At 44.7% G+C, this 25,783-nt stretch carries 19 protein-coding genes; 1 reads left to right on the forward strand and 18 read right to left on the reverse strand.

The window, feature by feature from the left end:
- Positions 1-565: 565 nt before the first annotated feature.
- The 3 genes from BBR47_RS27085 to BBR47_RS27095 form a co-directional block, all read right to left on the reverse strand.
- Positions 566-3,580: an outer cell wall protein gene (locus tag BBR47_RS27085; protein WP_015893588.1), complete on the reverse strand. Its 3,015-nt coding sequence runs from the start codon at positions 3,578-3,580 to the stop codon at positions 566-568.
- 127 nt (positions 3,581-3,707) lie between these two features.
- Entirely contained in the window at positions 3,708-6,869 is a 3,162-nt protein-coding gene (locus tag BBR47_RS27090) for an S-layer homology domain-containing protein (protein ID WP_015893589.1), read from the reverse strand.
- A gap of 450 nt (positions 6,870-7,319) precedes the next feature.
- The gene (locus tag BBR47_RS27095; protein WP_041749690.1) at positions 7,320-8,528 is read right to left on the reverse strand and encodes a TolC family protein; all 1,209 of its coding nucleotides are present in this window, start codon (positions 8,526-8,528) and stop codon (positions 7,320-7,322) included.
- Positions 8,529-8,800: 272 nt separating this feature from the next.
- Between BBR47_RS27095 and BBR47_RS27100 the strand changes: the two genes are divergently transcribed.
- Positions 8,801-9,460, forward strand: a complete 660-nt coding sequence (locus tag BBR47_RS27100) for a YigZ family protein (RefSeq protein WP_015893591.1) — start codon at positions 8,801-8,803, stop codon at positions 9,458-9,460.
- A 76-nt stretch (positions 9,461-9,536) separates the two neighbouring features.
- Here the strand turns inward: BBR47_RS27100 and BBR47_RS27105 are convergent, their stop codons facing one another.
- The 15 genes from BBR47_RS27105 to BBR47_RS27175 all read right to left on the reverse strand — a co-directional run bounded on the left by BBR47_RS27105 (position 9,537) and on the right by BBR47_RS27175 (position 25,769).
- The gene (locus tag BBR47_RS27105) at positions 9,537-14,057 is read right to left on the reverse strand and encodes an S-layer homology domain-containing protein (RefSeq protein WP_015893592.1); all 4,521 of its coding nucleotides are present in this window, start codon (positions 14,055-14,057) and stop codon (positions 9,537-9,539) included.
- A gap of 171 nt (positions 14,058-14,228) precedes the next feature.
- Positions 14,229-15,329 carry a glycosyltransferase family 4 protein gene (locus BBR47_RS27110; protein WP_015893593.1) on the reverse strand — a complete coding sequence of 367 codons (1,101 nt, stop codon included), beginning with the start codon at positions 15,327-15,329 and terminating at the stop codon, positions 14,229-14,231.
- A gap of 27 nt (positions 15,330-15,356) precedes the next feature.
- Complete coding sequence (locus BBR47_RS27115; protein ID WP_015893594.1) at positions 15,357-16,094, reverse strand: WecB/TagA/CpsF family glycosyltransferase; 738 nt, start codon at positions 16,092-16,094, stop codon at positions 15,357-15,359.
- Positions 16,095-16,360: 266 nt separating this feature from the next.
- A complete protein-coding gene (gene fabZ / locus BBR47_RS27120; RefSeq protein ID WP_015893595.1) occupies positions 16,361-16,819 on the reverse strand; it encodes a 3-hydroxyacyl-ACP dehydratase FabZ in 459 nt (152 codons plus the stop codon).
- Between the two features lie 176 nt (positions 16,820-16,995).
- Positions 16,996-17,517 (reverse strand): CDP-alcohol phosphatidyltransferase family protein, encoded by a 522-nt coding sequence (locus BBR47_RS27125; protein WP_015893596.1) that lies wholly within the window; start codon positions 17,515-17,517, stop codon positions 16,996-16,998.
- Between the two features lie 133 nt (positions 17,518-17,650).
- Entirely contained in the window at positions 17,651-17,905 is a 255-nt protein-coding gene (locus BBR47_RS27130; RefSeq protein WP_015893597.1) for a DNA-directed RNA polymerase subunit beta, read from the reverse strand.
- Positions 17,906-17,940: 35 nt separating this feature from the next.
- Positions 17,941-18,771: a flagellar hook-basal body protein gene (locus BBR47_RS27135; RefSeq protein WP_015893598.1), complete on the reverse strand. Its 831-nt coding sequence runs from the start codon at positions 18,769-18,771 to the stop codon at positions 17,941-17,943.
- 15 nt (positions 18,772-18,786) lie between these two features.
- Positions 18,787-19,776: a flagellar hook-basal body protein gene (locus BBR47_RS27140; RefSeq protein ID WP_015893599.1), complete on the reverse strand. Its 990-nt coding sequence runs from the start codon at positions 19,774-19,776 to the stop codon at positions 18,787-18,789.
- 7 nt (positions 19,777-19,783) lie between these two features.
- The gene (locus BBR47_RS27145; protein ID WP_015893600.1) at positions 19,784-20,800 is read right to left on the reverse strand and encodes a rod shape-determining protein; all 1,017 of its coding nucleotides are present in this window, start codon (positions 20,798-20,800) and stop codon (positions 19,784-19,786) included.
- An 81-nt stretch (positions 20,801-20,881) separates the two neighbouring features.
- Positions 20,882-21,166 carry a sporulation transcriptional regulator SpoIIID gene (gene spoIIID, locus BBR47_RS27150; protein WP_003388385.1) on the reverse strand — a complete coding sequence of 95 codons (285 nt, stop codon included), beginning with the start codon at positions 21,164-21,166 and terminating at the stop codon, positions 20,882-20,884.
- A gap of 180 nt (positions 21,167-21,346) precedes the next feature.
- Positions 21,347-22,081 carry a M23 family metallopeptidase gene (locus tag BBR47_RS27155; protein WP_015893602.1) on the reverse strand — a complete coding sequence of 245 codons (735 nt, stop codon included), beginning with the start codon at positions 22,079-22,081 and terminating at the stop codon, positions 21,347-21,349.
- A gap of 87 nt (positions 22,082-22,168) precedes the next feature.
- The gene (gene spoIID, locus BBR47_RS27160) at positions 22,169-23,185 is read right to left on the reverse strand and encodes a stage II sporulation protein D (protein ID WP_015893603.1); all 1,017 of its coding nucleotides are present in this window, start codon (positions 23,183-23,185) and stop codon (positions 22,169-22,171) included.
- Positions 23,186-23,361: 176 nt separating this feature from the next.
- The gene (gene murA / locus BBR47_RS27165) at positions 23,362-24,678 is read right to left on the reverse strand and encodes a UDP-N-acetylglucosamine 1-carboxyvinyltransferase (protein ID WP_015893604.1); all 1,317 of its coding nucleotides are present in this window, start codon (positions 24,676-24,678) and stop codon (positions 23,362-23,364) included.
- A gap of 18 nt (positions 24,679-24,696) precedes the next feature.
- Positions 24,697-25,440, reverse strand: a complete 744-nt coding sequence (locus tag BBR47_RS27170) for a YwmB family TATA-box binding protein (RefSeq protein ID WP_015893605.1) — start codon at positions 25,438-25,440, stop codon at positions 24,697-24,699.
- A 98-nt stretch (positions 25,441-25,538) separates the two neighbouring features.
- Complete coding sequence (locus tag BBR47_RS27175; RefSeq protein ID WP_015893606.1) at positions 25,539-25,769, reverse strand: DUF1146 family protein; 231 nt, start codon at positions 25,767-25,769, stop codon at positions 25,539-25,541.
- Positions 25,770-25,783 lie beyond the last annotated feature (14 nt).

A 25,783-nucleotide genomic window follows, 5' to 3' on the forward strand; every position in this document is an offset into this window, starting at 1 on the left:
TTTCCACTACGGGTACAAATGACATGCCATCCATACTACTATAACCCGTTGCCATCTTATCAACCTCACCGGTGTGAACCACTTTTTCAGATAAGACTTCAAACGTTCCACCTTGTCTATCTCTTGTTTGCTGGTCTTAGGTCCCCACTATACAATCCGAGAAAAACAGGTTTAACAGCCTGAATTGTTCCTGTTTCGTCTGCACGATCTCGGGTACATCGCCTGTTGTTTGCGCTTAATTACCTAACAACAGCTATCTAGTTTTGAATCACCATGGATTCTGTCCCTGACCATAGTCAACTTTTAAAGAGCCCCCTTGCATCTCAGCAAGTACGACTTCACCTGAATTCAAGAGGGGAGTTGGTATAGGACTGCTTTTCGTGAAGGAGGATTAGGTACATGAGGGGTTAGGCTATTCTCATGGATTGAGATTACACCAGTATATTTATATTTTACAGGACAATTAGAGAAAGCCCCTAGACCGCTTTGAAAGTTGTCTAGGGGCCGTTCTCCACTTCTTTCACTCAGGTAATGAGTTGTATGAAGTAACGTTTCGTGATTTTAATTAGATTGCTGTAAAAGTTGCGGAAACTGCTGTAGCAGGATTTCCAGCCTTATCAGTTACATTGTAAGTTACTTTTACAGTGTTACCTGCAGTACCCAAGTGAGTTTGAGCAGAAGCCAAGTCTGTTACTTTGCTTCCTGCATCTTCACTTGAATAAGTTACCGCAATCTTATCACTGATGTCGCCGTCTACATCATCAGTAGCAGTAGCTTTTGGTGCTTCCCATTTTGGTGCATCTGCAACAGCGACCTTATCATCAGTTACAGTTTTAATTTCTGGTGCTTTTTTATCTTCAGCTGGAATATCAACTTTGAATTTCACAGTTGTGGTGTTACCTGCATTGTCAGTTACAACTAGCTCATATGAGCCATTTTCACTGATTGGTGTTTTCAAAGCATAACCAGCTAGTTCTTTTCCATCCTTTTTCAAAACTACAGTTTTGATATCTTTATCAGCTGAATCAGGTGTTACTGCGGTGTTGTAAGTTTTTCCAGCCTCAACACCTGTTACTACAGGTGCTTCTTTATCTGGTGCACTCACACCATCAATAGCTTTTTGTGGTTCAAATGGACCAGATGCATTACGTTTCAGGTCTTCTACAGAACCAATAACTGCTACTGTAGGTGTAGCATCGGAATCATCGATGTCCAACTCTGTGACTTTAATAGTTACAACTTCACCTTTAGTTTCTACACCGGCGATAGTGTACCCTTCAATTCTGAAGTCGCTATCTTGAACAGATGCAACATACAGTGCCTCAGAGAAAGTCAGTTTGAACTGATCGATTTTTCCGTTGTTGTTTGTATCAACGGTTTCCGCTTTAAGCCAATTAGGACCGATCTTGTCGTCTGCAGGAACATCAGTCAGAGCTACAGCTACACCGTATTGGTTTTTAGCATCTACTTCTCCAACAGTTTTAACTTTCACACCAGCTGCCGTAGTTGGCAAATCGTTGCCTGTAGTAAGAGTGATTACGGATTTATTTTCTACAACATCATTGGAAATGGAGTTAACTGCTTTATATCCTTCTCCATTATCAACTGCAAAGTCGTCAGCCTTCGCATTGATGATGAGTTCTTTGAAGTAGAGTTTAACTGTATTTTTACCAGTTACCTCAGCTTTATCAAACAATGGAGCGGACACGCTGTTTGGCAAATTAACTTTTGTTTGCATTTCTGTCTTTGGATTTCCTGCTGTATCCAGTACACGTCCTACAGAGATAGCATCACCATTTTTGAAGCCATTGAATCCAACTACATTAGTAAAGTCAACAACCACAGCAGTGTTGCTGTCAGTAGCTGTTAAAGTCACTTTGCTATCGAGGTTAAATCCATTAAACATGTAGTTGTTTTTATTCTCGATGGACGCTTTGTCCATTGGTTCAGTGAAAGCAATTTTCACTTTAGTTGGAGAGATCAATTGAGCATCTGTACCTGGTGTTGCTGGATCAAGGTCTTTCACGTTCGGAGGTACTGTATCTGCAACAGCAACAGTTGCGGTATACTCAACAAGTTTATTCTTAGAAGCATCTTCAATACCTTTGACTGTCAAGTAGTAAGAACCACCATTCAATGGTTCAGTAGTAACTACTTTGTAGATGTTCTTAGCTGCATCAACTACTTCAGCTTTGGTAAGTGGAATTACATTACCTGTTACACCTTTCAAAGTAAAGTTTGCTTTGTTATCTGCGCCATTTACTGTTTCGCTAAATGTAACGTGAATTTCTGTGTTAGTTTTTGCTTCAACTTTTGTTACTGTTGGAGGAGTTGTATCAGCAGCAAACGTTCCTGTGATAACTTGTTCAGGAAGTTTGTTGCCCCACAAGTCAGAAATTTGAGTACCGTTATCTACTACATAATCCACAAAAATTTTGAATTGACCTTCTGGGAGTGGATTTACGAATGAGATTGTAACTTCTTTACCATCTACTCCAAGAATTGTACCTTTGTAACCTTCATGACCTTTAGTAGTGTGGTAGAATACAACGTTTTTGTCTTGCACGTTTTGTACATCTTCGCTAAATTCCAAAACCACTTGTTTAGCAGATGCCTTTTTAACAGAAACTGTAGGAGGAGTTGTGTCAGCTACAACAGTAAAGTCCTTAGTTACTTTCTCTACTTTGTAACTTGCATAATCTGCTCCACCTTCAACAGTCACAGTGTTAGTGCTAGCTGTTGGTTGAGCTCCCAAAGTCAAAATTACTTCTTTAGTACCCTCTACAAAGTTATCTGCTACAACTGCAATAGCACCGTTGTTAACAGAGAAGCTTGGTTTTGCACTCAGTGGCTCAGAGAATGTAACTTTTACTTGTTTTGGACCAATTGCAGCAACAGCTGCTACAGTTGGAGTTGTATTATCGAAGAACTTGACTTCTTTTGTGGTTTTCACCAAGCCTTTAATACCATCAACGTTCAACTCATAGGAAGCTTGATTTTCAGCTTTAGCTGCAAGAGTAAGAACCACTGTTTTACCAGATACTGTTACTTTGTCTACAGCCAATTTATTTGCGGTGAAGGTGTAATAAGCCTTGTCTCCAGCTGTATCAGCGTCAACAGCTTTGTCGAATGTAACTACAACTTCTTTAAGGTTATTAGCACTTACAGATTCAACGTTCAGATCGCCAGTAGGAGTAGGATCTACTTTAGCTCTAGCATCTTCAGTTGCAGTAGAAGAACCATCTTTGTTCACTACTTTGTAGAGATCAGCGAAGTCTTCTTTTTTCAGAGGCTCGCCCAGAGCAACTTTGCTGCCTTTAGTGAAGAGCTCTTCAATAGAAGCGCCTTTTCCTTTGTAGTCAACGAAAACTACATTGTTAAAGTCAGAAGCCATAGCATTCAACTCAGAAGCATAAGTAGCTTTAGCTTGTGGAGTCATTTCGAACAGAACGTCAGTAGAATAGTATTTTTTGATGTTTCCACCAATGTAAATACCATCTTTTGGTGCTGCAAATGCAGATGCTGCAACGCTAGCTACAAGTGTTGTAGAAAGAACAGAAAGTACCACTTTTTTATTCACGTACTACCCCTCCGTATGTTTGATAGGAAGTTCTCTATTGTTTGGGTAATAAGAGTTAGAGGGGATAACTCCCCTCTAGCTCTACCTAGTAACCCGATACTAACTTCTAACTAATTAACTGTATTTCTTACGCTTCTACGAAAGTTACAGTTGCTTCGTCAGAATCTTTACCGTTTTTGTTAGTAACTTTGATTTTGCTGGAAGTTACTTTATCTTCAGTGTTGTAACCGATTGTGATTACACCATCTTTGAAGTTCAACAGGGAAGGTTCAACTTTTTTACCGTTGAAGTAGAACTCGATAGCATCTACATCTTCAGCTTTAACCTTGCTATTCAACTCAACAGTTGCACGGTACAGTTTAACAGGACCAGCAGATGTGAATTTACCTTCTACTTTAGATGGAAGAGCATCCCATTTAGTATCTGGATCTGGTTTTTCAGAAGGCTCTTGCTTCAAGAATGCTTCTGCGTCATCTTCCAGTTTGTCTTTACGAACTGTCTTCGCGTCAGAAACGATCAGAACATAGTCGTATTTAGTACCGGAGATGTCACCGCTGTCGATCATTACAACGTAGTCGCCTTCGTTAACGCCATCTGCTTCACCGAAGTCGTCGTACAGATCGAAGTAAACTGTAGCAGATTTGATGCTAGCTTTCTTCTTGTTGTCGTCAGCATCTTTGTAAGTGATGGTGTCTTTGCTTACATCAGAAACCAAACCAACGACCATTTTGTCGATGTTTGCATCTTTCATGCCTTTTTCGTCAGTTACTTCTGCGAGCATGCCTTTAGCATTTTTGTTAACTACTTCAACTACATCGTCAACAACAACTTCGTCGTTGGAATCCACTGTGAATGCGATGAAGTCGTTACGACGGATGTCCTCATCCTTCAGATCGTCTTGATCGCCATCCAGTTTGTATTCTTTCTCAACAACTTTGTCGCCATCTTTTTCCCATACTCTGATGGTGTCTTTACCGCCTTTGCGACCAAAGTCGATCACTTGACCGTAGTGAGCATCACCAGTCAAACCATCACCTTCAACAACGAAGATTGCTTCTACTTCGTCTTTATCGTTTACAGTGTAGATTACAGACAGGTCGTTTTCGTCAGCAACGTCTTTGAACTTCGCAGTTTTAGCGTTTTTCAGTTCTTTACGTTTGCTGCTCTCTTCCAATTTACCAGTCATGTTGAAGACAGCTGTTTTGTCAGTAACTTCGTAGTCGCCAACCATGTCGTCGTCTTCATCAGCGAGGTCATCCCAAGCTTTACCAGATTCTTGTTCAACTTTTACAGGTTTCAGGAATTCAACTTTACCTGGTTTGCCATCTGCATCAAGAGTTACTTCTAAGAGCAGAGTGTCCTTGTCTTTGCTAGGTACCAGGATGTCTTCCAGATCATCTTGATTCTTGTTGTCTCTGGAGAAGTTTTTACCATCGAAGTCATAGATATTTTTAGCTTCGAGGGAAACAGTAATTTCCTTACCTTTTTGAGTCAACACACGGAAATCCCAAGTGTCTTTGCTTGTGTTGAAAGTAGCTGAACGAGTAACGATTGCTTTTTGTTTGCGATCGTCGATAGCATCCTTAGTTTCGATGTGACGAACACGACCAGAAGCATCCAGGTACAGTTTTACTGTTTCGTCGTCCAAGCTGTCAACCAGATCCCAGTGGTCTTTGTCGATGTCTTGAACATCTTTGTTACCGTCATCGGAGAAAGTAGCACCTTCGTAAACGCGGTATGTTTTGTCGCCGATAGTCAGGCGGTAGTCGTTGTTGTTACGGCTAACAACTTTGTCTACTTTACCTTCTACTACTGTGTCAGTAGCGAATACCAGCAATTTGTCTTCGTCGCCATCAGCGTAGTATACGCTGTAAACCATGCCTTCTTTCAGATCGCTGAATTTAGCTGGTTTACCGTTGAGGAATACCAAGAAGTCTTTACCTTCTTCTTTGCCATCCAGATCGTTGAACTTGTCGTTATCACGGTTCGTGATTTTCTTCTTATCAGTATCGATTTTGGAGATAACTTCGGAACCGTATTTAACGCCTTCGTCTTCTTTGTTCATGGATTGGTCGTCAATAACGTGGATGTAAGCAATCTCGTTATTGTTGTCCAGAACAACTTTTGCACCGAAAGTGAATCCGCCATCAGCGTTGTCCTTGATGATTTCTTTCAAACCATCAACTGGATCGTTGAAGCGAGTGAAGTTGTAAGTTACTTTAGTGTTTTTGTTGAAGCGGTAGCTTTTTTCGCTAGCATCCAACTCCAATTTCAGATCAGCCAGATCAGAGTTGCTCAGATCTTTTGGATCTTCGAAAGTTTTACCTTTCAGAGTGAACTCGCCAACGCGGTCCATGATAACTTCTTGGTCTGTGGAACCTTCCATCCAAACGATTACGTCTTCTTTGTCGTCTTTGATCCACACTTGTACGTGTTGACCATCGAAATCGTTAGCGTTGATACCGTCAGCTACTTTGTAAGTAGTGTTGCCGATACCAGCGTCTTTACCATTCAAAGTAACTTCGTTAGCTTTGATTTTGCCCAGACCGATAGCTGGTACGTTAGTTACCAATGGCAGGTCTTCGCTGTCGTTGCCAGCTTCTTGAGCCCATTCCATGTCACGAACAGTAACTTTCAGGTATTTAGTCAGGAGAGTTTCTTTCGTGATTTCATGACGGATGTCAGTACCGAATTCAACTTGCTCCATCAGGTCTACGCGAAGAGCGTTGTCGAGCATTTTGAAGATATCGCCACGAGTTGCTGCATTGTTAGGAGTAGTGATGCTTCTAGCAATGTTCAGCTCGGAAGCTTTGGAGATCATGCTGTTAGGCCATACACCCTTAACGGATGGCTCATAACCCAGTGCACGAACGATCATAGTTACAGCTTCAGCATAAGTAACTTGGTTTTGTGGTTTGAAAGATTTGTCCGGGAAACCTTTTACGATTTCTTCGCCGGAAGCTACGTTTACGAAACCAGCAAACCAATCAGTAGATTTCACATCTGTGTAAGTATTGCTGAATTGTGCCAATTTCGCACCTTGCTCCAGTCCGCGAGCGCGAACAACCAGAGTAGCGAACTCTGCACGAGTGATAGTTTTGTCTACACCGTATTCGCCGTTGCCATAACCTGCTACCAGGCCAAGAGCTTCCAGACGTTTTACGGTTTTTTCCATATCAGCGTCCATTTTTGGAGCTGTAGTAGTTGCTGCTTCTTCTGCTGCGAAAGCCATTGGAGCAACAGTAAGTGCGAGTGCACTAGCCAATACACTGTTAACGACCTTTTTCATAACCTTGTGTTCTCCTCCTCTAGTATAAACAAATTGTTCTTGGGGAATATTTGTTGTTAATCTATCTTTCTTTTTAAAGCCCGAATCCTGCAAGCGCGTGTCACCTCCTTTCGCAGGAAAGCCTCGCTTTTTGTGTTAAAAATCTCTAGTATATTCAGTATTGTGTAAAATGCAACAATCACTAGTGTAACACAACTGCTAGAATTCGTGAATCTTTTTTACACAATTCCCCGTTTTTCGTGTGACATCCTATTAAACGCCTGAGCGAATCAAAAGTTGCGGCGCCTTCGAAAAAAATTTAAAGTTTTTTTCGTGGTTCGTTATTCACCTGTCCATTATGTACGAAGTGACATCCGCCACAATCCGTATTATAGGGGACATATGGCGGGCTGTCACGACTGAACCTTTTTCCAATTTGGTTCAAAACCTCATAATCTTGCTTGAATTAGGTTAATTTCCTAATGCATTTTCAAAGTTTACAACAGCCAAGTTGTAAGACAGGATAGCTTTTTGGTACGCATTCTCACGAGTAGACAATGTTTCTTCCGATTGAATGACCTCTAAAGTCGTCGCAAGTCCATTTTCATAACGCAAATTTTTCAAGCGATAGCTCTCAGCTGCGGAATCTTTTGCTGCTTTTTGGAAGTCAATCGCCTCGCGAGCTGCGTTTAGGTTGAGGTATGCCTGTGCAACGTCCTTCGAAACGGTACGTTTTGCCTCATCAATGGCAATCTTCGATTTCTCAACGTTGTTGCGAGCTTCTTGACCAGAAAGAGTTGAAGCCGCCGTATACTCGGCGATCAGCTTCACATTCAATTCTGCCAGCTTGAGCTCTTCTTCTGCTTTCGTAATCTCCAAGCGTTTAGAGAGGGCCTCCTTCTCGGCATCTTTCATGGTGATCGAGATTGGAGCCATTTTTTTATTGGCAGAGACGATTTTCCATTCTTTTTGAAGATCAACGCCGAGGAAATCATTCAGATTCATCACGGCAATTTCCAGGTTATTTTCCGCGTTCGTCAACTCAGCTTTTGCACCAGCTACGCCCATTTCCGCTTCAAGGACGTCTGTTTTCGCGTTCGTCCCAACATCAAATGCAGCCTTGGCTACTTTCAGTTGTGCTTCAGCACGGTCTAAGCTTTGTTTTTTTAGGTTCACGTCATCTTGAGCAAAAATCAGTTTGTAATAGACATCTTGTGCGCCTAACTTGATCTTTCCTTCTGTAGACTTAACAGCGAGGGCATTCAGCTTCTTGGTCATTTCACTTTGGGCGCTTCTCACATACTTTGCTTGCGCAGCATCTAAGGAATCCAGCATATCTGCTGTCATTTGTGCCGTGCTTCTATAGATGATCGAGTCGTTAATATCTGCATTTTTCGCATCCAAACGAGCATTTTGTAATGTGACGTTGCTTTTCAAGGCTTGTTCAATCGCTTTTTCCAACGTCAACTCATCTGTTGCGGCAGTATCAGTCGTTGTCGTATTCGCTTTGCCTGCCTCAGCTGCTACTTTATCGGTAGACGCTTGTACAGTCGTAGGTGCCTTTGCTTGATCGGAGCCTGTATTCGCAGATGCTGTCAAAGTTCCTGCGCCAAGGGCTGTTGTTAATAATGCCGCCAAACTGATAGACATCCATTTCTTTTTCGAATATGGAAAATTCACTGACTTCCACTCCTTTATTTTATATTGAGCATAAAATTATTAACCACATTAAATATGTGGTTTGTCCCAAGATCACTATATCACAGAGTTATCCTTCTCACACGCAAAATTATGCCATACCAGCATTTTCATAAGGGAATCATAAGGAACTCCTCCCTTTCCTTTTTTATTCCACAAGCACCACATAGAGTACTACGATTATGTATCAAAAACATTTCAATGTTCGCCAACATTTCTTTGGCATGCTATCCTTTTCTTGAGGTGATTGTACGATGCTTACCCAATACAAAACCATCGCTGGTTACGGTGAGGATTATATCGTCATTGAGCGCTCCCGTTTTATCGGATATGCCCAGCGAGTTACCACTGAGGAAGAAGCGACAGCATTTATCGCGATGATCAAAAAGAAGCACTGGGACGCTACTCATAACTGTTCTGCTTTTGTCATTGGCGAAAACGATCAGATTCAGCGCTCAAGCGATGATGGAGAGCCTAGCGGTACGGCGGGCAAGCCGATCCTGGAATGCATCAAGAAAAACGGCGTGAAGGATACGGTCGTAGTCGTCACTCGCTATTTCGGCGGAATCAAGCTTGGGGCCGGTGGGCTTGTTCGGGCTTATACAGCTGGAACGGTCACAGCATTGAAGGCTGCAAAGATCGTGGTGCACACGCTGCATCAGATGATCTCTGTCAGCGTGGACTATACGTGGTGGGGCAAGGTGGAGAACGAACTGCGTCTGGGCGAACATCGCGTGAGCGGTACGGATTTTACAGACAAGGTTACGGCGCATGTGTTGATCCCTGAGGGGGAACAGGATGAGTTTGTCGCAAGGATGGTTGATTTGACGAACGGACAAGCTCAGATCGTGCTGGGGGAAAAGGAATATGTGGAGGTTCCTGTAGACGCGGTTGGCGATGTTGAAGAAGAGTAGTTTCTCCATGAAAAAAGCTGAAGAGGCGATGACCTCTTCAGCTTTTCTTCTATTATATAGGGCGAAATATCTCGGCTTACTGCTTAGGCAGTTTTTTGAGTTGGACCATGACACGAATAGTGATGACAGCCATCTCAGCACGAGTCAGGTTGTTTGTTGGTTTGAAGCTGTAGGTTGACTTTTTCTCACCTGGATTATCTATTTCGCCGTTCATCAGTTTCGCCTTGCTGACAGCAAGTACGGATGGAGCTGCATAGTAGCTAACGTCTTTGGCATCTGTGAACATTTTGTTCAAAGCCAGTTTAGAAGCATCGAGTGTGCCCAATTTGAGATTAAGCGCACGTGAGATCATGATCGCAGCTTCTTCGCGAGTAAGATTTTCATCTGGACGGAAGTACCCTGGTTGTTTTCCACGAATAATCCCAGCGCGAGCAGCCGTCTCAATGTATTTGTACTCATAATCCCACGAATCGCGATTCGGACGCACATCGGTAAAGGTCGGTTCTAACGGATCACGCTCGTTGCTATCCCGATATGGTCCAGCGTTAATTGGCAGATCCATCGCTTTGACCAGCATCGTTGCAAACTCGCCGCGAGTCATGTCACGGTTAGCCCCAAAGCTGCTTCCACTGTATGCTGGCATGATTCCTTTAGCGTACAGCGTTTCAATTGCATCACGGGCGAAATCATGTCGAATGACATCATCGTAAGTTTCTCTCGTCTTCATGACCATGTAATAACCAAAACCAGCAAACGGCACCGTAACAGTCTTTTTGCTTGTACTCACTACGCCACCAATATTTCTCCATTCATCCCCATTGTGGTAGAAAACGGTCAGGATGTTATTCGCTGCGTTTACAATGGATGGATCGTATTTGATGGTAATTGTACCGCGAAGGCTAGGAACCAGATTGTCTTGCCAACGACTCTTGAAGTCTTCCGCATCGCCTTCATCGAAGTATGGATCACGACCACCCGGAGCTTCTGTATCACCTGCATCCACATAGTACAGGGGACTTGCATAGTTGAAGTTAGCTTCCAGAACCAGTCGTTCTTCCAGATTATCCTCGTCGATGGATATTTGTCCTGTTGTCCGGTCTGCCATACCGAAGTATAGAGGTACATCAACAAAAATATCTCCGTTTGGATTCTTCACTTCTTGACCAGCACGGCTATCATCTGGCGACAGCAATACGGTACCTTTCGGGAACTTCAGGTCAAATTGCTTATCAAACACACTAAAAGCAGTTTTCTTTCCTAATACATCGCGATATTCTGCACCATTTACAGTTGAACTTGCATTGTAGATTTTGATTTCGTCTTTATAGGTGCTATCGCCAACCACGACCGAGAATTTAATTGCGTTTAGACCTTTTTTAAGTGGAACAGTAGATGTAAACACGTAATAAGTCTCTGGTATGGTCTTGCCCTGCTTATCATCGTAATAGAAGTCAGGATTGCTTGTATTGGTCACTTTTGCTTCTGTTTTTCCGAACAATACTTTGTCTGCATTTTCCGCAAACACTTTCACAACTGCACTGTTACTATTTACAATCACGTATGGATCGTTTTCTTTTGCTTTTACTGGGGATAGTACTTCCCAGCTGGAATATTTCTGATCGATGTTGATGTCATAGCGAATGACAGTACCATTGTCATCTTCAGCTACGATGGTGTAGACCGTTGTTCCACCCTTTTTCAAAGTCAGAGGGAAAAGGGCTAGTTTCTGTTCCTGTGCCTTGGCATCAGTCACGGCGTCTTGTACTTCTTCAACAAGATCACCATATTTCTTCGTGCTCATCTTCCCTTCAAATCGGGAACGGGACTGTGAATCAATGTTTGTCTCGTCAAACAAGTCTTCCAAATCATTATTCAACGATGCTTCCAGGCGCGCTTTTACGTATTCCTGGTTTGTCGTATCTTGGTCCCAATCTCCACTCTTGTAACGGAAATCATTGATCCGTTTTCCGTTCTTTTCGATGTAAACATGTGTTGCATCATTTACTGTAAAGCTCAAGTTGGTCAAGAAGTTGGCACCTGTCTTATAAGATGCATCTCCAGCTTTCTTGGTCAACTCTTCAGTATTACCATTGGAAATGATCTCCAACTTCACATTCTCTACAGATGGCGTCTTGGATGAGTTGTAGGAAACGTTATAGGTGAATACTGTTTTTGGATCGTCTTTCAAGGTGATTTTCAGGACGTTGTTACCTTTTTTGTAACCGAGCTGATCTTTCTTAATTAGGAATGTACCTTTGTTTGTACTAATTTCGGAAACTTCGATGGGCGAGCCGTTCAAGGTTGCCTCAATGTTATTATCCTTCAAAACATAGTTGTACACTTTCCCGTCGAGATTTCGGATGTCATTCTCACTCTTTACTTGATATCCGTCTTCAAAACTGCGTACCTGTCCAGTTGCATCTACATAAGTGATTTGAGCAAATGGAGTAATGCGAATATCCAGCGTATAAGCAACAGATAGCGAATTTGGATTTTCTACATAGTCAATGACCAGTTTCCCTTGACCCTGTGGCAGCTTTTTCAGGGTAAGTGTAAATTCATCTTTCGCTGGCGATGTTGCTGGCGTAATTACATAGTCGTCAGGAGTCAATGCTTGCCCGTTATACGTAATTTTTGCATTAGTAGGAGTTGTAATATTCTTCGTAACTGCCTTCAATTCCAACGGTGAAGCAACAATAATATTCGTAGCCGTCGGGGACAATACTTGTCCGTTTGCCAAATTAATTACTTGTGAAATGGTTGGCTTCGAGTCGTCCAAGTATTTGAATTCGTACTCGTAGTTCGCAACATTAATAAAGCCGGATGGAGACGATACGGTATTATCTGAAGCCTTTGACAGATATTGATAGCTCAAAGATAACTTATACGTTTTACCGTCCTGGAATCTTCCAGCAGGTACCTTCGCCATATCTACCGCATATTCCGTAAATCCGCTTTGCGGGTTGCCTATCTCCTTGAAGCCTACCCCCTGAGCAGACGTGTACTCATATTTATTACTGCCATCAGAAATCGTGATCTTGAATTCTTGGAACTTCTGCTCATTTGTAATATTTACAAACTTCAACAGTGCCGAGCCATTCAACGCCATCTCTGGGGATGAAGCTGGACCTGATATCGTCGATTGCTGGTTTGGCAGAAGTGCTACTCCCCCTAACGTTACTTTGTAAAACTGATCAGAGCTTCCGGATGATGTTGTCGTTACCAAAAGCTTTCGGACAAAGGTACCTACCTCTTTGTTTTGGTTAAAGACTCTGATTTCCAAAGTATTTTCGCCAAGCTGGGATGGCACACTCAATCCAAAGGAACCTGTGCGGTTCACCTGGGTTTTAACTACATCACCTGTACGCAGGTTTTTCACTTCAACGGTGTCCGCATTGAGCGCCTTCCCGTCCATATTCAAATTCAGACGGTTGAGCGATGGAACCGTGATATAAGTTGGATTCGTGTTGACATTTGGATCGTTCAGCGGTGTGTCATTTACTTTCAAGTCACTGACAAGTGGTGTATTGTTGTATTGAACATAAAACTGATAGTGCTCTTTCGTTACATTTCCTACTTTTTCGTAGAAGGCGATCTGATTCAGACCAGGCTTCAAACCAATGTTGCTAAATGTAAAGTTGCTGCCATTAATCGCTGGCGCAGTATTGGCCAAGTCTTGAGTGGAAGTGCCGTTGTTCGTGATCAACTTCAGTCGCAAGCTACTCCCTGTTACTCCACTGCCATACGTACCAACCAAGGTTATCGTAGAGTCTCCATAAATCACTGGGGTATAGGCTGTCGTTCCTCCAGAGAAGTTGGTAATGGAAATTGGGCTGTTCTGAGAGTTGTACTCGTAATAGACAATAGCGCGCTCTCCTGTATTCGGAGCAAACAACTGAACTGCATTCAGACCAGGAGATAGATCGATATCTGGCAAGGTACCTCCAGAACCAGTTACAGTTCTAACGGTTACACCGTTTACTTGAACCTCAACTGCCTGTGATTTATCCACTTTGTCTGAAATAGTGTAATTGTACTTCAAATTGGATACTGTTCGATTTGTTACCTTTATAGGATCACTTTGATGCTTACCAGCTCCATTATTATCAAATTTTAGCGGACCTAAACCTGGAGCAGAAGGGTTTGGTGTGTACTGAAAGAAAATATCTGCTGTATCTTTCGTTACATCGACCGTTACTTTTGGCCTCACTGTAACTTTTGTGACTGCTCCACTGCTGTTCAATTGAAAATCTGGCAGTTTAATTTTGCTGTTTTCGAATAATTGATTGTTCGCAAGTAGAACATCATTAATCAGTACGTCTACACCTTGACCATTTTTGGTGCTATCGGTGTAAGTAAGTTCGACTCCATGGATCAGTTTGCTTAGGGTCTTGATCGGCGTACTATAACTTTTACCATCGCCATTAGTAGCAGGTGGTGTCGGTGTCACAACATAGTCAGGTAGTGTCTGGAAACCTGACCAGTTGGAACCCAGCGCCGCAGAAGCTGGCACTGCTGGCAACATAACTGTAACAATCAGCATCATCGTCAGGCACATTGCTAGCCAACGACGGAATTGTTGATATGACTTATTCATTTTTTCACCTCTCCGTATTTTTTTGAATCTTTTTTCCCTCACTCGAAATGATGGGGCAATTTCCTTCTCCCTCTTTTTATCGGACAATTCCCTTCTGCACTTAAGTGTTTCCCCCTAAATATTGGCGAAAAAAAGCCCTAGCACCATTAGATGCTAGGGTTCTGTTTATTTTTAGTTCGTCCGACGCTGTTGTTCCGTCTGTTTAATTTTGATGCGTCTGTAAGCATTAATTAGTGGGCGGTGACGGCGACTTACAAGTCCAACGATCTCTGTTCCGAGATGAATGACTATCAGCAGAGCGACCATGACAATAATCGTAGTCCACTTTGTCGTCTTCGTCAGCAGGATCGCCATCGTCCCGAAGAAAATGCTGATCGAGTAAATCGTGAGTACAGTCGAGCGGTGCGACAGACCCATGTTCAGCAAACAGTGATGCAAATGCCCTTTGTCTGGGCTCGAAATCGGCTTTTTGTTCACGATCCTGCGCACGATGGCGAAGAACGTATCCCAGAGCGGTACACCCAGCACGACGATTGGAATGATAAAAGAAACGAACAACGCTTCTTTAAATCCCATGATGGATAGTGCAGCTAGGTTGAACCCCAAGAAAAGCGAACCGGTGTCGCCCATGAACAGACGAGCCGGATGAAAGTTAAAGTAGAGAAAGCCCAGGATCGCTCCAAGGAGCACGAAACAGTAGGCCGATACCTTGTAATCATCCATCAACAAGGCCATGACACCCATTGTCCCGGCAGCAATTGCTGACACACCTGCCGACAAGCCATCGAGACCGTCAATCAGGTTCACTGCGTTGGTTACACCGACAATCCAAAACATCGTGATCGGAATCGCGAGCCAGACAAGCCAGCCACTGCTAAAATCAATGCTTCCGCTATACGGCAGATTCACGACGCCGATCTTCAAGCCAAAAGGTATGACGACAATCGCTGTTGCGACTAGCTGTCCGAGCAGCTTCCATTTTGGCGAGAGCTGGTATTTGTCATCGAGCATGCCGACGACCATAACAATCGTACTTCCGATGAAAATTCCCAGCATTTCCGACATGCTTGTATGCGGGACAAATAGGAAGAACGCAACCAGATAGCCGATATAAATTGCCAAGCCACCCATACGTGGCATGATTCGCGTGTGTACCTTGCGCTGGTTCGGAGTATCCACTGCTCCAACTTTTACAGCCAGGTTTTTTACATATGGTGTTGCAATAAACGATATGATCAGCGAAGTCAGAAATCCGAGGATTAGTGTAGACATCGACTGTTCTCCTCTCTACGGATGCATCTAGGAACGGCTACTCCATTTTTCTTTCAGTACGGTTAGAACAAACCGAGGAATAGCCAGTTGACGCTTCCAGCGGGAAGGCTCAGAAGCAAGTCGATAAAACCATTCCAAATGCAGTTTTTGCCAAATCTCGGGAGCGCGCTTCACTTTCCCGGAAATGACGTCAAAGCTTCCGCCTACCCCCATCATCAGGGAGGCATTTAACTGATCGCGATACTTCGCCATCCATTCGTCTTGTCTGGGTGCACCCAGCGCGACGAACAGGAGCTGCGGTTTCGCTTCGGCAATTTCTTGTACAATTTGAGTTTCTTCCTCTGGGCGAAAATAGCCATCCCGACATCCGACGATTCGGGCGTTCGGGTAACGAGCACTCAGTTTGTCTTTTGCCAAATGAATGACATCTGGCTTGGCGCCGAGTAAATACACGCCCCACTGATGCTGATCGGCTTTCGCCATGAGCGCTTCCAGAAGCTCCACACCGGTAACGCGCTCATAAATCGGCTGATTCGTCCATTTGGCAGCGTACACGATTCCAATTCCGTCTGGAACGACATAGGCTTGTTCTACAATAGAACGGAAAGCGCGATTCTCTCTCGCTACCATGACGATTTCCGGATTGGCTGTCACCACGTGAGTCTTTTGACCGCCTTGTATGCGCTCCGTTATATGATCGACAGTCTCACGAAAACCGCGAGTCGTAAATGGCACATCTAATATGGTTGCGACCTGTTTGGTCATTTCTTCACCTTCAAGTGCTTGTTAGTAAATGAACGTTTAAAAAGACGTCTTTTCAGCACCGAGAAAATGGCGAGAACCTGAAGAAGGAGGAGCGGAGTGTAGGGGACCTACATGAGCACCGGACTTCGATGGTGAACGCCAGTTTCGATGTCGAATAAGCATTCATAACTTACTTCGTGATCAAAAGATGACTTTTTAAACTACCTATTCAGCATGGAGTTGCCCATTAGCCATTCTACCCGAAAAGAAAGACACATTCAAGATGATCATGAATGTGTCTTATTTCCTGCCGTCAGGGCAAACATTAATCCACCCTCTGCTACTACTTTCCCATTTACCAGTGCTCTTCCATGCCCTTTGCCGACGGTACCACGTACACGAGTAAGCTCAACCTCTAGTACCAGTGTATCTCCCGGCTTCACCTGATCTTTGAAACGGAATTCATCAATGCCGGCAAACAGCCCGATTTTCCCTTGATGTTCCTCCATGCTGAGCATCGCTACTGCTCCAACCTGTGCTAACGCTTCCACAATAAGGACGCCAGGCATGACTGGAAAACCAGGAAAATGACCTTGGAAAAACGGTTCATTTACCGTGACATTTTTAATTCCAACTGCTCTTTTTCCTAACTCCAGCTCTTCAATTTTGTCTATCAACAAAAACGGGTAACGGTGCGGAATGATTTCCTGAATTTGCATAATATCCAAAGGCGCTTTGATTTCCATTATGTATCGCTCCATTTCCATACTTAACTAGACTTGTCTATGCATGAATACCCTTTAACTGACGAAACAATATACATAACTCCCGCCCCAGTTAAACGGACAAGCGGGGTTAAGATAAAAGGGGCACTTCCTCCCAAAAAAAGCGGGAAGTGCTCTTTTTCAACGTGCAGGAACCCTTATACGCGGTTCAATAGTCGAGCCTTTGCCAGATAAATCGCACTCGCAATAAAGGAGAACGCTATAACCGACCAAAGTATCGCTTCACTGTACTCATAACGGTACATAACGAGTGGAATGACAAGATACAAAAGAACGGTTGTCAGCTTGCCATAGGCATTTGCCGGGACAGTTTTTTTGCCACGGAAATGGTAAACAGCTCCTGTTACGATCATGGCCAGATCGCGCACAAAGAAAAACAGGGCCGCCCATACACTGATTCGATCCGTCAAAAATAATGAGGCGATGACCGCCAGCATCATTAATTTATCTGCCAGAGGATCTAACATCATTCCGATGGTGGTCACAAGCTTATGCTTCCGCGCGATGTACCCGTCCGCAACATCGGTCACTCCCGCCAAAATCAAAATGCCTAAAGCGATTTCAACATGATACGGAAACTCCGAAAAAAAGACATACAGGTACAAAGGGATGAGCACGATGCGAAAGATCGTAAGCAAATTAGGAAGATTCACGGACATCATCCCTCCGTATTCAAATCGTCACTTCCTTTTTCAACCACTCGACCTATTATACTCTGTGGACAAACACCACAACAAGTCCTCGAAAAAATAGGAGCCCCAACCATAGGTTCGGGCTTGTCCAGCTTCGTTTTTACGTATCTTCAAACATTAAATCCCACATATGTTTGTAGGTTCCTGGATCGAATACATCAGACATTGGCTTCTTACCAACTCCACCGTATCCGATCATCAGACCAATGACCAGTGAGAAAAACAGCAGGAGTGGGACCAGCACCATCTTGGCAACTCTCAGCCGCCAATTTTTGCCGCTCCGTTCCCGCTCTCTTGCTTTTGACTTAACCTCTTCGGTCTGACGCGGGAAACGTTTGCTCTTCCCTTGTTCCATGCTCCTCTCCTCCGTCATGTTGAAATGATATGGATTTATCTGCTTCTTAGTTGGTTAGCAATGCCCATCATTTGATCACTGATGCCGATTGCACGTGAGTTCAATTGATACGCACGCTGAATGTTCACCAGTTGAGACATTTCTTCTGTCATGCTGACGTTTGATGACTCGAGAGCACCTTGACGCAATGTTACACCATTATCATAGGCACTGGTATATTTACTTTGCGGTCCTGCCCCGAAAGCCAATTCGGCATCAAACAGATTCTCACCGACTTGCTTTAGCTGATCAGGGTTCTCTACATCCCATACACCAATTTTTACAGGTGCCGGCATTCCGTCTGCACTAAAAGTACCATCAGGAGAAATTGAGATGTTTTTTACTGGCTCCGGGAATACGATATTCGCACCATTTTCGTCTGTCAAAATATGGCCAGAACTGGTGTGCAGTACGTATCCCTTGTCATCATCATAAGACAGCTTAAAAGAGCCATTACGCGTAAAGCGACTCTCTTCATCCACGGTGATGTTATTCGCATCTTTGATTTTACGAGTGACCAAAAAATAGCCATCTCCTTCAATCAAAACATCTGTTGGCACATCTGTCTGCTTGAGACTGCCTTGACCGAGATCCAGCTTGGTCATGCCAAGATGCGCTCCACTACCGATTCTTATCCCCATTGGTGTATTACGATTTTGGTTGTCCGTTGCCGGCTGCTCATTCATTGAGTCTGTGAGAAGCTCGGAAAACGATGCGACCCTGCGCTTGTACCCAATCGTATCAATGTTCGACAGGTTGTTGGCTGTATTGTCCAACGCTTGCTGAATACCGCGCATAGCTGATGTAGAAATATTAAGCGACTGCATCCTTCCTACCTCCTATTATCCATTAACCCGACCAATTTCATTAGCAGCCTTTTCCAGCGTACCGTCAATCGTGGTAATCACCCGTTGGTTCGCTTCATAGGCGCGAAGCACACTCATCATACTCGTCATGGTTTGGGCTGGGTCTACATTCGATCGTTCACGCCAGCCCTGTTGTGTACCGAAACGTCCCACGACCGTAGGGGTATTGTACGTACCTGCTGTTATAGCAGCCTGATCGTTGGCTTCTGCCAAATCAATCCCTTCTACCGCTATGTCGCCTTCAAATCGGAAAACATTCGTTCCTTCCCGTACAAGCTTCTGCGGATCGGTTACCACTGCAAGTCCCAATCTAGCATGAGTAGGAAGCGCCGTATACTGTTCTGCTTTTGTGATTGGATCAATGGTAACTTGCATCAATTCGCCACGCTCGGAAATTTTCAGGTTTTGACCGACATTGGTACCGAGTGTGGGATCGTGGTTGATTCGAATCGCCTGATTAGAGCTATCCAGCACATAATATCCTTCCGCTGTCACCAGGTACCCGTCCGAATTCACGCTCCAGTTACCATTTCTCGTATAGCGGATATCCTCTTGCTGTGCTGGCTGTGCCAAATTTGCTTGCTCAATCCGCGCCACACTGTAAAACAACCGCCGCTCATTGCCATTCTGATCTGGCTGGATATTGTCCATCAACGCAAGATCATACGGATTGCGTGTCTCTTCAATATCCCCCTGCGCAAAATTCGGTAGCGCCTCCGACATGTATACCCCTGTGTTTAAACGCCCGATAATGGCAGGCTGTCCAGGCATAGTAGGGATGCCCGGAACATCCAGTCCTTCCTTATCATTCATGCGCGAGAGCAATTGCTCCGGAAATGCACGCATGACACCCACGTCCTGTTTGAACCCGGGTGTATTGATATTTGCTAAATTGTTCGCCAGCGATTCTTGCCTGTTTTGCAAAGCCAGCATGCCAGATGCAGACGTATACAAGCCTCTGATCACGTAAATCTTACCCCCTGAATAATCGCTTATTCGAGTGAGCCGGCATCTTGTCCAAATAGTCCAGCATCATTCCTGTTCCTTTTGCAACGCACATCATTGGCTCGTCCGCTACCAGCACAGGAACCTTCAGCTCCTCTGCCAGAATCTCGTCAATACCGTGCAATAATGCGCCGCCACCGGTCAGGAAAACACCCTTATCAATTATATCGGCAGAAAGCTCCGGAGGTGTTCGTTCTAAAACAGATTTTGAAGCTTGTACAATTGCACTCACCGACTCAGCCAGGGCTTCCTGGACTTCATTGGAGCGAATGGTAATCGTTTGCGGCAAGCCGCTTACCATGTCTCGACCCCGAATGTCCATTTCGTCCTGGCGTCCGCCGGATACGGTTCCAATCTGAACCTTGATATCTTCAGCCGTACGCTCTCCAATTAGCAATTTGTATTTATTTTTTATGTAACGCATAATAGCCACATCGAATGTATCGCCTGCTATTTTAATGGAGGAAGACGTAACAATATCGCCCATCGACAATACCGCTACATCGGTCGTTCCCCCACCGATATCCACTACCATATTACCGGACGGCTGAAAAATGTCCATACCTGCCCCAACTGCGGCAACTTTCGGTTCTTCTTCGATAAATACTTCTCTTGCTCCACCGCTGCGCTCAGCCGCTTCACGAATTGCCTTTTGCTCAACCGAGGTGATGTTGGTCGGGCAGCAAATCAAAATACGCGGACGGGCAAACATGCTCTTTCCACCAATTTTGTTTAAGAAGTGCTTCAGCATGGCCTCTGTGATTTCAAAATCCGCGATAACCCCTTCTCGCAAAGGTCGGATCGCTACGATATTTCCCGGGGTGCGGCCTACCATGCGATAGGCTTCATTTCCTACGGCCAAAACTTTTCTGGTTTTACTATCTATTGCCACGACAGATGGTTCGTCTAGGACAATTCCCTTGCCTTTTACAAAAACCAAGACATTGGCCGTGCCCAAGTCGATTCCGATATCTTTGCCAAACATGAAAGGTCCTCCCTGATTACCAGTTACATTTCTACCTAATATCATAGGCTCTTCTACGTGAGAGGACAAGGAAATTCTTTCTTACACACTCTCCTCCTGTTCTACTCGTACTTTTTTACTACGTCGTTTGTACTTAATTTTGGTCGCTTCGCCCCCCCGAAGATGTCTGATGGCTTTGTGGTATTCCAAAATTTCCTTAACCTGGTTCGCCAACTCTGGATTTATCTCAGGCAGCCGCTCAGTCAAGTCCTTGTGCACAGTACTTTTCGAAACACCGAACTCTTTGGCGATCATCCGAACCGTATTTCTTGTCTCTACAATATATCGGCCGATTTTGATGGTCCGCTCTTTGATGTAGTCGTGCACATTACTCGCCTCCTCGTATCTACATTGTCTGATACAATATATGGGTGCGTAGGGACACATATTCTACGTTTCCAAGCCTGACAAGCCAGCACGGCCGCATCTTTTTTCAACAGTTTGTACTACATGCAAAAAAACACCTGCAATTGTTGTTGTTTGCAGGTGTTTTTCTACATTCATTCGTTATTGATTTTTTACTTCCGTATCAGCCTGAATCAAGTATTGCTCTGGATTGACAGGCTTGTTATCGATGCGAACTTCAAAGTGAAGATGTGCGCCAGCGTCTTTTTCAAGGGTATTGCGTCCAGCAGACCCGATTACTTGACCTTGTGTCACTTCATCGCCTGGTTTGACTGTAACGCTTTCCATACTTTGATATACCGTAATCATTTTGCCAGCGTGCTCAATCTCAATCTCGTTGCCGACAAGTGGATCGTTCACCACTTTTACTACTTTACCCGCAAGGGCTGCGATGACATCAAAGCCCTTTCCATCCGTGGATACGAGGTCAATCCCTGTGTGCGGATAGAAGGTGTTGTCGAAGCTCACCAATGCTTTTTGCTGATTTTCCTTGGAGGCTTTTTCATCGTAGTAGTTCATGCCCACATTGTACTGTACGCCTTTTCCTACTGGCCAAGCGAGTGGTTGTACGCCACTTGTAGCAGGTACCGCTTCTTCGTTTTGCGGTGTAGTCGTCTCAGGAGCTGTAGGAGTTGTCACTGCCACGCCATCTGTGCCATTCGTCATTTTAGATACCGTGTCCATGACATTGCCCTGATACCACATCACAAAAGCGAGAATGATTGCTGCGGTGCCGATGTAGATTGCAGGAAACGCCCATTTCTTGCCCAAGACTTTTTTCCAAGAACTTGCCTTCTTGAATGGAATCGGTTGATTTTGATTTTTTTGATCTTCCATTTTATTCATCACCTCATCCCTCAGTATCGCCAGAATTTTGGCGTATAAACCTGAGAGAGTAGGGAAAAGTAAAAATTTGCTTTTCTTTTAGGCTGGGATTACTCTTTTATACTCTTGCAGACTAATTCCTTGATAGAAGTGTTTGACGATTTGCTCCGCACTTTTGCCGCTTTTGGCCATTCCATTTGCTCCCCACTGGCTCATCCCGACACCATGACCGTACCCTTTAGTCGTAATGAAGACCTGATTGCCGCGCAAGTCCAACGTAAAGGAGGAGGAATTCAAGTTCAGCTTTTCACGAAACTCTCGTCCAGTAAATTCCTTGCCGCCAATGCTGATGGTTCCTACGCGGTTTCCGGTTGTACGCGATTCGATCCGATACCAGGAACCACTGGTAGAAGCCTCCTGTGTGAGCTTGACGCCCAAATTCTTTTCTAGCTCCACTGTGGACAGGACGACCGTTTCCTCATAACGAGGGGACTGAATATCCCAAGGACTCGCAACGCTCTTCAAATAAGGAATGGGCTTTTCCCAATATTCATCCGAGTTCTCTGTAAAACCATTACTGGTGGAAAAAAACGTCGCGTCAATGGGCTCGTTCTGATAGGTCAAGATCACCCCTGCTGTCGCCATAACTGCTTGTTGGATGCGTTTGTTTTTCCATTCGTACTGGTCTCCCCAACGTTCACGCCGCTGCTTTTCATCCATATAGACTTGATGCTGTACCGTATCCAAGACCTGACCGCCTGATGGCACATCATCAAACTTGCCCTCTTTTAAACGGCGCACGATATAGGTCCTGGCCGCTAACGCCTGTGCTTTTAAAGCCTCCAGCTCGAACTCGGCTGGCATTTCCGCCGCTACGACTCCCGTAATATACGTTTCTAGCGGTAATGTTTCCACGGCCTTCTTTTCTGTACGGTACACCTTAACCGGAAGAGAGGAAGCGGACTCCTTCATCGCTGGTATAGCAGGCTCCGGGACGGCCACAGTAGGCTGACTGACAGGGCTTATTTCTGGTGAAAACCAAAAGACCAGAGCAGCAGGCATGAGGACGAGCAAGATCGGCAAAGCGATAAACCACATGAGTAGATAGCGTTTCATGCAAGAGATCCTCCCCGTTACGTACTAGACACGAAAAGTCTTAAATAACCTACTAAAGTCTATGTCCTGCAACAGAGCGGTAGAACGAGAGAATGAGAGAGTCGAGAGAACGAAAAAAAAAGACCCCCTGCATACGCAGAGAATCTTTCGTTTTTGCCATATGGTTGACGCATTTATCAAGCAAAATTAGGAGAGAAGCTTACTTTGATGGTTTCGGAAACTGCTTTTTCACGAGCTGGAACCACGCGTTCTACATCTGCTCCCAAAGCCAGCAGCTTTTCCGTAAAGTTCACGTAGCCACGGTCAATATGGTGCAGGGCAGAAACCTCAGTCTCTCCCTCAGATACAAGCCCAGCCAGTACAAGTGCTGCACCCGCACGCAAGTCAGTTGCTGCTACCTTGCTGCCTGTCAGCTTGGAACCGCCTTCGACGATGGCACTGCGGCCTTCGATCTTGATGTTAGCATTCATGCGACGGAACTCTTCCACGTGCATGAAGCGGTTCTCAAATACTGTTTCGGTCACAATGCTCGTTCCTTCTGAAACAAGCAAAAGCGCCATCATTTGCGACTGCATATCCGTCGGGAAGCCAGGGTATGGCAGCGTTTTGAGGTCAACTGCTTTCATTGGGCCTGTGCGGCGTACACGAATGCCGTTTTCTTGCTCCTCAATGTCCACGCCCATTTCACGAAGCTTGGCGGTCACGGATTTGAGATGATCGCAAATCGCACCTTCCACAAAGACATCCCCACCGGTAATCGCTGCAGCCACCATGAAAGTACCTGCTTCAATGCGGTCAGGAATGACACAATGTGTGCAGCCCTTCATCTTTTCCACGCCTTCGATGCGGATTGAACCTGTACCCGCACCGCGGATTTTTGCTCCCATTCTGTTCAGGAAGTTCGCCAAATCAACGATCTCCGGCTCTTCTGCCGCATTTTCGATCAATGTGGTTCCCTCTGCCAAAGCAGCGGCCATCATAATATTTTCTGTTGCACCGACGCTAGCGATATCCAGGTAGATTTTCGCACCCTTCAATCGTCCTTCTACCGTCGCTTCAATAAACCCTTGTCCGATTTCGATTTTGGCTCCCATAGCCTCAAACCCTTTTAGGTGCTGGTCGATCGGGCGTGTACCAATAGCACATCCACCCGGAAGAGCGACACGAGCTTGTCCTTTTCTGGCTAAAAGCGGCCCCATCACGAGGAAAGATGCGCGCATTTTGCGGACCAGTTCATAGGACGCTTCTACACTCGTAAGCTTGGAAGCATCGATCGTCAGCACTTCATGATCATATGTAAGGGAGATTCCCATCGATTTCAAAAGGTCGCATATCGTCCGGACATCGTCGAGGCCTGGTACGTCTGAGATGACGCAAGTCTCTTCTTCTGCCAAGATAGATGCTGCAATAATAGGGAGTACGGCATTTTTGGCGCCAGATACTTTTACATTTCCAGCCAATGCCTTACCACCACGGACAATAATTTTATCCAATGTGTACCCCTCCGCGTGCTAATATTCCACAGTGATGATTGGTGTACCTACCGTAATCCATGTTCCAGAATGGCTGTCACGATGAGTAGCCACCTGTAGATTCATCTTTTGACCGTTTAACGCGATGAATGATTCCCACATAGGGGTATACCCTGAAATGCTGACAACCGTCTCATCTTGCAAACGTTCTAATTCTGTTGCCTGGAGAGTACCAAAAATCGACAATATTTTACCCTCCTGTTGGTCAACACCCATCTTAACATTGTACAATCCGCGAATACAAGTGCTAATTTGCGGAATAAAGTCGGCGCTTTGCAGGGCATTCGTGAAGGTTTCCTGTACTTGTCCAATATATAGTAGCGAATCACGGTTTCCAGATAACTGAAGTACTAGATATACAGAAAATGCTCCATTTTTAGGCACTCCTGTCACCTCGTAGCTCAGATCCACGCCGTTTTGTGTGTATGTAGTCCTATATGCGAGTATGTTGTGTTTACGCGATTGTTCGCTTGGGGAAAACGGAATCTCAAGTTGTTGTGCCCATTTCGTCGCCAACTCTTTTACTTGTTCAGGAAGCAGGCCTTCTCCCATCGCCGTACGCATACGTACCTGAACCGATACACCCGTTGCGCCCGACTCTTCTAGTACTTTCATCATTTCTGTCACAACCGGCTTTTCTTCCTTTGCTTCTGCAGGCATCCAATACACGGCCCCCATCACGAGCAATAGAGCCAGCACGCACCAACCAGACCATTTCCCCATTGATATCCTCTCCCTATGCTTACATGTATCTCTTTGTACTTCTCATTTTGTACATGTAGCTGGGTGGATATACCAGCGAATCGTCGTCTTTCTCGTATTTAGTTGAACAAATTCCCGAATGTCAGGGACCAGCCCAAGTAATCAAGGAAAAAGCGGGACAGTTCATATCCAATCACAATGGAAAGAATAATTTGCAACAGCTTCGCCTGAGCACCATTTGGTTTTTTCAAAATCTTATCAAAGCGAAAGGATTGCAACGCCCACCAAGCGAGCCCAATAAACGCAATCGATAAAATGATGCTCAACAAGCCATATACTTCTTGTGACATGCTCGTTACCTCCT

Source organism: Brevibacillus brevis NBRC 100599 (genome assembly GCF_000010165.1).
GTDB classification, from domain to species: domain Bacteria; phylum Bacillota; class Bacilli; order Brevibacillales; family Brevibacillaceae; genus Brevibacillus; species Brevibacillus brevis_D.

Excerpts from the sequence above, each read along its gene's own strand:
- BBR47_RS27090 (WP_015893589.1), bottom strand. The coding sequence starts at position 6,869 with ATGAAAAAGGTCGTTAACAGTGTATTGGCTAGTGCACTCGCACTTACT.
- BBR47_RS27100 (WP_015893591.1), top strand. The coding sequence starts at position 8,801 with ATGCTTACCCAATACAAAACCATCGCTGGTTACGGTGAGGATTATATC.
- BBR47_RS27105 (WP_015893592.1), bottom strand. The coding sequence starts at position 14,057 with ATGAATAAGTCATATCAACAATTCCGTCGTTGGCTAGCAATGTGCCTG.
- BBR47_RS27110 (WP_015893593.1), bottom strand. The coding sequence starts at position 15,329 with ATGTCTACACTAATCCTCGGATTTCTGACTTCGCTGATCATATCGTTT.
- BBR47_RS27115 (WP_015893594.1), bottom strand. The coding sequence starts at position 16,094 with ATGACCAAACAGGTCGCAACCATATTAGATGTGCCATTTACGACTCGC.
- fabZ (WP_015893595.1), bottom strand. The coding sequence starts at position 16,819 with ATGGAAATCAAAGCGCCTTTGGATATTATGCAAATTCAGGAAATCATT.
- BBR47_RS27125 (WP_015893596.1), bottom strand. The coding sequence starts at position 17,517 with ATGTCCGTGAATCTTCCTAATTTGCTTACGATCTTTCGCATCGTGCTC.
- BBR47_RS27130 (WP_015893597.1), bottom strand. The coding sequence starts at position 17,905 with ATGGAACAAGGGAAGAGCAAACGTTTCCCGCGTCAGACCGAAGAGGTT.
- BBR47_RS27135 (WP_015893598.1), bottom strand. The coding sequence starts at position 18,771 with ATGCAGTCGCTTAATATTTCTACATCAGCTATGCGCGGTATTCAGCAA.
- BBR47_RS27145 (WP_015893600.1), bottom strand. The coding sequence starts at position 20,800 with ATGTTTGGCAAAGATATCGGAATCGACTTGGGCACGGCCAATGTCTTG.
- BBR47_RS27155 (WP_015893602.1), bottom strand. The coding sequence starts at position 22,081 with ATGGAAGATCAAAAAAATCAAAATCAACCGATTCCATTCAAGAAGGCA.
- spoIID (WP_015893603.1), bottom strand. The coding sequence starts at position 23,185 with ATGAAACGCTATCTACTCATGTGGTTTATCGCTTTGCCGATCTTGCTC.
- BBR47_RS27170 (WP_015893605.1), bottom strand. The coding sequence starts at position 25,440 with ATGGGGAAATGGTCTGGTTGGTGCGTGCTGGCTCTATTGCTCGTGATG.
- BBR47_RS27175 (WP_015893606.1), bottom strand. The coding sequence starts at position 25,769 with ATGTCACAAGAAGTATATGGCTTGTTGAGCATCATTTTATCGATTGCG.